This is a genomic window from Okeania sp. SIO1H4 (assembly GCF_010672695.1).
GTDB classification, from domain to species: domain Bacteria; phylum Cyanobacteriota; class Cyanobacteriia; order Cyanobacteriales; family Microcoleaceae; genus Okeania; species Okeania hirsuta.
Genome location: NZ_JAAHGB010000075.1, coordinates 19,076 through 27,385, shown reverse-complemented (window position 1 = coordinate 27,385; position 8,310 = coordinate 19,076). Strand labels below are relative to the sequence as shown.

Below are 8,310 nucleotides of genomic sequence, written 5' to 3'. Positions count from 1 at the left end.
AAGGAAGAAGGAAGAAGGAAGAAGAAAGAGGGAAGAGGGAAGAAGGCTACCCTCGCAAGAAAAAACCATCATTTCCTGTAGATATTCACCCTTGGGTTTACACAAACGATATAAACGGACATGATATCAAAAGCTTAAAACTTAAACAATATAAATATAAGATTCTTCCTTCTTGCTTCTTCCTTTTTCCTTCTTGCTTCTTCCTTCTTTACTCAGAAATTTGGAGTTCATATAAATTCCAAAAACCTCCGGAAAGTTCAGTATATTGAATTCCTTTAATCCGATTTCGTATAGCTTCAAATTCTAGAGGATTGACCATATATATAAAAGGTAATTCCTCAGCAATAATTTGCTGTGCTTGACCATAAATTTCTTTTCGTTTTTCTTCATCTAGCACTTGAGACGCTCTAATATAAAGGTCGTCTATTTCTTGTTCCCAATCATTAATTTTCCAACCTTCTATGTTGTCTTCTCCAGGTTGAGGTCCTTGATTAAAAGTGTGTAATCTACCATTGACAGACCAAATATTATAACCACCATGAGGTTCAATACTTCCTCCGATAAAACCTCCTAGATAAGCTTCCCAATCTCTGGATAAAGATAGTCTTTCTACATAAGTATTGAAACTAAGAAACTGCATATTTACTTTAATACCTATTTTGGCTAAATCTTGATTAATTTGTGTCGCCATTTGTTCTCTAACTTTCCGACCCGCACTTGATAATAAATTGAATTCTACTCGATTATCTTCACTGTCTAATAATTCACCATTTTGATTATATTTAAAGCCAGCACTCAGTAAAAGTTCTTTGGCTTTTTCTGGGTTATAGTTGTAAATTTTTAAGCCTTCTTCAGGAGAGAAATAAAAAGGACTGGTGACTGGAATTGGTGAATATTGGGGCGCACCTAATCCACGGTATATATTATTGGTCATTGCTTCCCTATTAATTGCATAGGCGATCGCTTGACGAAAAGTTTTATTATTAAACCATCGAGATTTAAAGGGTTTGACAAATGGTTGACCTTGAGCATTCTTTGCCTCATTCAAATTAAAAGAAATAAAGCTAGAAGCAGATGTAGGACCGCCATTATAAATAGTATATTTGCCTCGTTTTTCTTCTCGTTTTAACAGAGGATACATTTCTGCTGCTACTTGAATTGTGTCTAGTTCTCCAGAACGAAAATTTAACAGTTGATTATCTGTATTTTCGATGACTTGCCAGACAATATTTTCAATATAAGGCAGATTATTTCCCCCATCATCTTTGCGCCAGTAAAAGGGATTTTTTTCCAAGATAATTCGTTGATTTGGAGTATAACTTTTGATGCGATACATACCATTACCAACAATTTCTGTGACTGGGGTATCAGTTCCCCATTTTGTGAGATAGTTTAATTCTCCTTCCGAGTTAGTAGTACGAACTGATTCTTTTAAAGCATGAGCAGGTAAAACAGGTAATCCTCCAGCATATCTAACAAAAGGAGCAAAAGGTTCGGGTGTGGAAAATTCTACACGGAGATTATCGACTTTTTTTACTGTTGGTAAAGCACCACTTTGACCGATTCTAAGAATATCTTTAAAGCTGCTAGGAATTTTATCATTGAGATATATTTCGTTGTAGGAAAATACCACATCATCAACAGTTAAAGGTTCTCCATCTGACCACTTCAAATCTTCTTGTAAAGTAATAACTATTGTTTGTCCGTCTTCCGAAACTTCCCAAGATTTAGCTAATGCTGGTTCTAATTCTCCTGTTACACCATTTTCAATAATTAAGCCGTCATAAATATAACCAAAAACACTATATGCTGACTGATTTAATGGATAGTTAAAAGTAGAAGCATCGCTTGGGGTAGAAACTACTAGACGAGATTGATAATTTGATGGTGCTGGTCTACAAGCGCTAAGGAAAAATATTAAAATAACCGTGAATAAAATTGCTAATTTATGGTAGTTATTTTTTTGGGTATTAAGGTTAATCATTTTTATGGGAAACATTGTTGGCTACGTCTATGACCGTTTTTCCTAGTTTGGGTGAATTGACATTTTTGACATTTTGTGTTCTGAACCCTACAAAATTTATCATAACTTTTGAGCAACGCCCAAAAGTAAATCAAGTTGCAATTAATTCTGGCTAAAGAAGTTCCTTAGCTAGTAGGGCTTTCTTATTGGTGGTTGCCACATCTACATTTTCTGCTGATTGGCCAAGTTGTATGTTTTTTTAGATAATTAAGGAATCTACAGATGACAGCAATTAATCTGACATACTCATCCGAAATGATGAAAAACTACTTGCAGGCAAAGTTGATATCGGCTCAAGATAAGTTCCTCGCCTTGCAGAGTCGCAAAGGCAATGCGCTGCTATTTTCCATTGGAACTGATGGAGTATTTTACCTCATCCGGGAAGAGAGTGCAACCTCTGCTGCTGGCTGGTCAAAAACAGACTTGAGTAGCACCCAGATAGAGCAAGACTTCCAGGGTCAAACTGACATTAAATTGGACACATTTGGCGCAGGTCAGACTGTGGAAGATGGAACGCTAGGTATAGCTATGGTTGTTGGTACAAGGGATGGTGACCATCTGTATTTATCTGTGGGCAATTCCAACCAGGATTTCTCATGGGTAGACTCACCTAACTGGATACCCTACGAATATGATAACCCAGACATAGAATTATCACAGCTAAAAATTGTTAATGTTTTCTTTTGTGAACCTTATGATGAAAAGGAATACATTATCGTCGATGTGCTTCGCGAGGGAAGTGAGGATCTCATCCGCAGATTCTACATCGATCCGCAGCCAAAAGACGGCTATTACTGGCACAATCATGATTTACCTATCAATATTGATGCTGACCAATATGATAATTCCCTAGGCAGACCTGAAGGCAATCGTGTTGATGGGCTTTATACAGCCGGTTTTGTCGGGGGCAGTTCTCAATTGATTTTTTGCCCTGTCATCAACCCATTTAGCGATAGCACACAACCTAGCCCAGTTCGCCTGAAGCCACCCGGAAATGCTAGGTTAGATGCGATCGCTACAGCTCGAACTGGAGACGACCTATCAACAGACCTGTTTATTGTTAGTGGCGACACTTTGTACTATTTCTCCAGTTCCAACCAGGGTAATAATGCAGAAGCAGTTCCCTTAATCTCAAACGAGGTAATATCTAACACAAGCAAGCTTGTCGCTATGTACCGTAATGGTTTAATTACCCTCTGGGGGTTGAATGGAAATAACCGGCTTTACTACACCAGTTGCGATCGCTCAGAAATATTAGACCCAAAAGCTTGGAGTGTTCCCATACCTATTCTCTCAAGGATTGAAAAGATGTCTCCCTATATCAACAAAATTGATGGAGGCAATACCATCTTCGCAACTAGTGGAGGAAACTTGTTTGAAGTTCATCAAAATCCCAAGTCGAAAGTATGGCACACCACTCAGATTACTCTACCAAGTCCGCCCCAGGAAAACTCAATTTCTTTTAACTCCTATACCACTAGAATTCAAGTATCTGACGAACAAGGACTTCGTATCAAAGATGCCGTCCTGAGTCTGAGAGCAAGCAATCACTGTGCTGCATATATAAACGGCATTTATTATGTCTTGGAGGAAGAGCCGATAGACATTATATCTGACCGCCTTGGAGCCATTACCATTGTCGAGGCTACAGAGAATCTTAACGGTACAAGTTTTACAGTATCCGCCAGTATTAGTTCTGACCCTTCTATTAAGAGCAATTCTATTACAATAGACCCAACGAAAACACCGTTCGATAAACTCGCCGAACTTGATAGCATTGATAAACTAAGGAATGCGGAAATTCATCTGGAGGATGGCGGCACTAAACCTCTAGTTTCTCCTGGTGCTGATAATAATACAGTGGCAAAAGTTGCTGAAGCACTAGGCAAACTTAATACAGGCTATCAGCGCGTTAAAAATAATCAGGTAGCAGATCGTTCTACAATAATTGCCGAAATGGACTTGGGCGATGATATTCTTGCTTTTGCGGGAGACATATTTAGCTGGTTGCAGTCTGGTGTCGAGGCAGTTATCGATGTAATTGTCGATCAAGCCACTGGAGTAGCGTGCTTCATTGCAAAAATTGCTGGCAAAGCCTATCGCGCCATCCTCAACTCGTTTGAGGCAATTGTTGGGGCTGTTGAATGGGTCTTTAGCATTGTCAAGACCACGATCGAGGATATCATCCAGTATGTCGGATTCCTGTTTGAATGGGATGATATTAAACGCACCAAGGAGGTTTTACACAACCTCATCAAGCGGTATATGGAATCTTGGGTTGATGATATTAAAGACTTCCAAGATGGTTTTAATGAAGCGATCGATAATATGCAAGACCTTGTAGATAAATTACTAGGCGTTGATGATTGGTCAGGTCTGGGTTCTGTTGCTTCTGAGGCTGTAAGTGGGAGCGCTTCAAATCCAATGGAAAATCAGACATCAGCTTCACAACATCTTTTTCATCACTTTGAGAATAATGCACAGAATGTTTCGAGTAGCGAAATTTCTATGCCCGATATTTCACAAGACCTTGCTGATGAGTTGTTGAAGGCCCTGGAAGAAAAAGCGACCGCGTTCGACGGGGTATTAGACGAACTCCAATATTTATATGAGAACTTCTCTAAGCTTACTGTAGAGGAAATCCTAAAGGGACTTGTCGCCATATTGGTTGATGGTTTGCTCAGTGGCATTCAATTTCTTGGAAATATATTATTCGAGATTTTGTTAGAAGTAGTTGAGACGTTCGTGGAGATTCTGGATACCCCAATTCACATCCCTGTTATTTCTGATATTTTGGCATCCATTGGAATCGAGGAATTTTCACTGCTAGATCTCATCTGCTGGATGTCTGCTGTTGCTTATACTGTGGCTTACAAGGTAGTGAAAGGTAAGGCTCCCTTTCCAGATAACTCAGACACAACTGCCTTACAGGAAGCTCCCAGCCTCTCAGACCTACAAGAGGTTTTAAACAATCTCCCTCAAGAAGTTAAGGATGTCGTCTTTATTACAGGACATTCGGTAACTGCCCTCTATGCCTTTCCGGCACGTATTGTCACTGCATTGGAGGCTGGATTGCCGGGATCTGGTAATACTGAAACTACCATTATTTTAACAACTGTAACTACGCTGCCTGCTGTGGTAGTTGGAGTTACTAACTTCCTTGTTCCCAAAGCTCCGATCCAAAGCCCATTTATCAACAAGCTCAGTTATGGAACCCTTACTGTAAGGATTTTGTCCAAGATATTCTTTTCTGGTCCTATACAGTCTAAGTTAGGGGCATCTCAGGGAGTTATGAGCCATCTCCTCCCCAATGATGGTCGTGCCACAAGTGCAATCGTTGATGCAATTCTTGTTGTTCCATCTTTAGTGTGTACTGGTTGGCATTTCTACGAACTAATAGATTTAGACGATTTTGATGAAGACGAGAAGACTGCTGCCGTCCTTGAGGAAGTCAGCAATCTCGCAACATACATTTCCCGATTTGCCTATGCAATAGCAGTAAATACCAAAATGCCAAAAGTCGTGCTTGCCGCACAGGCTACTATAGGAATCACAACTGTAGCCTACTCTGGACTACAAGTTGCTCAGGTAGTACCATGGCACGACTTAGGCTAAATAGTAATATCATGTCCGGTTGAACAGTGTCGGTCTAGTTAGGGTGCGTTAGACGGCGCAAATCTGTGCTATTATGCCATTGCTTCTCATCCGTCGTAACGCACCATATTCTTTCCAGTGAGATCGGTTGCGGTGCGTTACGGCCAATTGAGCAACCAGGGTAAGGAACACGAAATAATGGACTGCCTAACGCACCCTACTGTCTGTCCAGCCTGCAACTCAATTGATTAGTCCTTACGACCAACCCCCAATTTCTAGATTATTACACGATTTGCATTTGAATCGCGTTTGAGTCTGAATCTGGATTACAAAGAGGCGATCGCCCTTCCTTCTTGGCAATGGCGATCGCCTCTTGAACTTGAATGAAATCAGCAAACTGTGGTAAGTTATATCATGTCCGGATAATTAGTTATAAAAAAACTTTCTCCTTCAACTCCAGTTGTTCTTCTTTCTTCCCTCTTTCCTCCTGACTCCTGAATCCTGACTCCTGACTCCTCCCTAGTTATTTATTTATCACTGTTTAACCGGACATGATATTACTCATTTTTTAGTCTGGTCAATGTATTATCGAAGTATCAACCATTTTATGAAAACTTTTTGCTTAAAATCACTTATTCTCTGTTTCCTAACAATATATAATAGAGTTGTTGGGAAATAACGAGAGTGAAAAAATCGGGGGAGATAACAATATATGGTAAGATAGACAAATTTCTAATTACGGGAGTGGGTACAATTAAGAAAAGGGAAATATATTAAACTTAAACCCAATAAAAAAACTATTATTTATAGTGAATATTTCTCTGGTTTATGGTTAGTTTTATAGGCTTTACTTGCAGGTAATTTAGCCCAAGAATTAGCAATTTTACAACAGGAATTAAATTCTTTATAATATCAAAATTGGTGCATCTCATATTTGCAAAAATACTTTTTTCCTATATATTCACTGTTGCCTGTTGCCTAAAAGCAATATTTTTTTTGCTTTATTCAAAATTGAGATGCACCCATCAAAACTTTGTCAAAAATTTGAGCAAAAATCTTAATTATTATGAATAACACTTCCGAAAATCATTACAAAAATATCGCCAATATTTACGATTATCTCTGGTCATACTCACCTGAATATATTAAATTTACAACTCAAAAAATCATCGAATATCTACACCTAACTCCCACAGATACTTTGGTAGATATTGGTTGTGGAACAGGAATTTATAGCAAAGAAATTCTCAATCACATTCAATTACAGCAACCGATTATTTGTGTCGATCCTTCTGCGGAAATGCTACAAAAAATTCCGGCAAATAGTCGATTAAATCCTGTAGAAATGGATGGAGTAAAATTCTCTCAAAAACCAGGAATTTATAACAAAATTTTCTTAAAAGAAGCTATCCATTATATAGAGGAAAAATTTCTACTATTCCAGAATTTATGGCAAAGACTAACTCCTAGAGGAATTTTCTTATTATTGCTCTTACCACCCACTATTGAGTATCCTTTATTTGCTAAAGCACTAAAATTGTACGAAAAAAAACAACCTCACTATCAAGAACTAATTGATTTACTTCAAAAAGTAGGTTTTGTTGTCGATTATGATATTATAGAGTACCCTTTAGAATTGCCAAAAAGTCAGTATTTTGAAATGGTAGAAAATCGTTATATGTTTTTGCTTTCTGAATTTAATGATACTGAATTAGCAGCAGGTTTAAAGGAAATGGAAGAGAAATATCAGGATAAATCAGTTTTGAAATTTAGCGATCACATGGTTTTTATAGCAGCAACTAAACCTGAGTATATCTGAAGTCAGTAGGGGTGAATGGCTATTGGCCCCTACGTTCTTGCCATGACTAATCCTGCAATTTGTAAATATACCAGCGCTCATTGCTATATATGCTAACTATTCTCTTTTGTAGATAAACGTTGCAGAGATATGCTTGCTGCTTGAGATACTTGAGGATGGCTATCTTTTTCCAAATATTTCAAGGCAGATATACTCTTAGGAGTAGGCATATTTCCTAAAGCTTCTGCTAAACGTTGGCGAATTAACCAATCTTCTGAAAGAGCAAACTTGAGAATATGTTCCACTGCTTCTAAGTCTCCAATTTCTCCTAAAGCCGCGATCGCTGCTTGTTGTATCACCATTTCTTGATTATCTAAAGCATCGATCAATAAATCATGGGCACGGGGATCTTTGAGGTTTCCTAGAGAAACTGCGGCACTGAAACGTACTAACCAACTGGTATCTTCATAAAATGCTCTTGCTAAGGGTTCAAAAGCTCTAATATCCTCCAGATAACCTAACGCCCCCGCAGCATCAGCACGAATTCCATAGTCTGCATCTTTTTCTAACAATTCTACTAAAATTGAGTAGCATTCCTCTGTCTGTTTTACACCCAGGGCAAATACTGCCATGGAGCGTACTGGTAAATTTGGATCATTCAATACTTTTTTAATTAAAGGTACTGCCTCAGTCGCAGATACTTCTCTTAGATGGGCAAGGGCAAGAAGGCGATCGCGAGAATTTTCACTATCTAATTGGACAGATATTTGCTCTAAACTCATATTTTGCATATTTGGCCTTTATTTGTAAAACTTTACATTTATCTTATATTATAGTTATTGACATCCTCCCGACGCTGCTCTATGAGACAGCGCGGCATTCCCTCACATTGCTG

At 38.5% G+C, this 8,310-nt stretch carries 4 protein-coding genes; 2 read left to right on the top strand and 2 right to left on the bottom strand.

What is annotated here, in order from left to right; genetic code table 11:
- Positions 1-208: 208 nt before the first annotated feature.
- Positions 209-1,984 (bottom strand): ABC transporter substrate-binding protein, encoded by a 1,776-nt coding sequence (locus F6K06_RS28650; RefSeq protein WP_287243950.1) that lies wholly within the window; start codon positions 1,982-1,984, stop codon positions 209-211.
- Positions 1,985-2,245: 261 nt separating this feature from the next.
- On the opposite strand from F6K06_RS28650, the gene F6K06_RS28645 reads away from it, so the two are divergent.
- Both F6K06_RS28645 and F6K06_RS28640 read left to right on the top strand, forming a co-directional pair.
- A complete protein-coding gene (locus F6K06_RS28645) occupies positions 2,246-5,638 on the top strand; it encodes a hypothetical protein (protein ID WP_287243953.1) in 3,393 nt (1,130 codons plus the stop codon).
- Positions 5,639-6,683: 1,045 nt separating this feature from the next.
- Positions 6,684-7,436: a class I SAM-dependent methyltransferase gene (locus F6K06_RS28640; RefSeq protein ID WP_287243956.1), complete on the top strand. Its 753-nt coding sequence runs from the start codon at positions 6,684-6,686 to the stop codon at positions 7,434-7,436.
- Positions 7,437-7,528: 92 nt separating this feature from the next.
- On the opposite strand, the gene F6K06_RS28635 is transcribed toward F6K06_RS28640, so the two are convergent.
- Positions 7,529-8,206 (bottom strand): HEAT repeat domain-containing protein, encoded by a 678-nt coding sequence (locus F6K06_RS28635; RefSeq protein ID WP_287243959.1) that lies wholly within the window; start codon positions 8,204-8,206, stop codon positions 7,529-7,531.
- Positions 8,207-8,310 lie beyond the last annotated feature (104 nt).

Coding starts and splice junctions, on each gene's coding strand:
- F6K06_RS28650 (WP_287243950.1), bottom strand. CDS start 1,984: ATGATTAACCTTAATACCCAAAAAAATAACTACCATAAATTAGCAATT.
- F6K06_RS28645 (WP_287243953.1), top strand. CDS start 2,246: ATGACAGCAATTAATCTGACATACTCATCCGAAATGATGAAAAACTAC.
- F6K06_RS28640 (WP_287243956.1), top strand. CDS start 6,684: ATGAATAACACTTCCGAAAATCATTACAAAAATATCGCCAATATTTAC.
- F6K06_RS28635 (WP_287243959.1), bottom strand. CDS start 8,206: ATGCAAAATATGAGTTTAGAGCAAATATCTGTCCAATTAGATAGTGAA.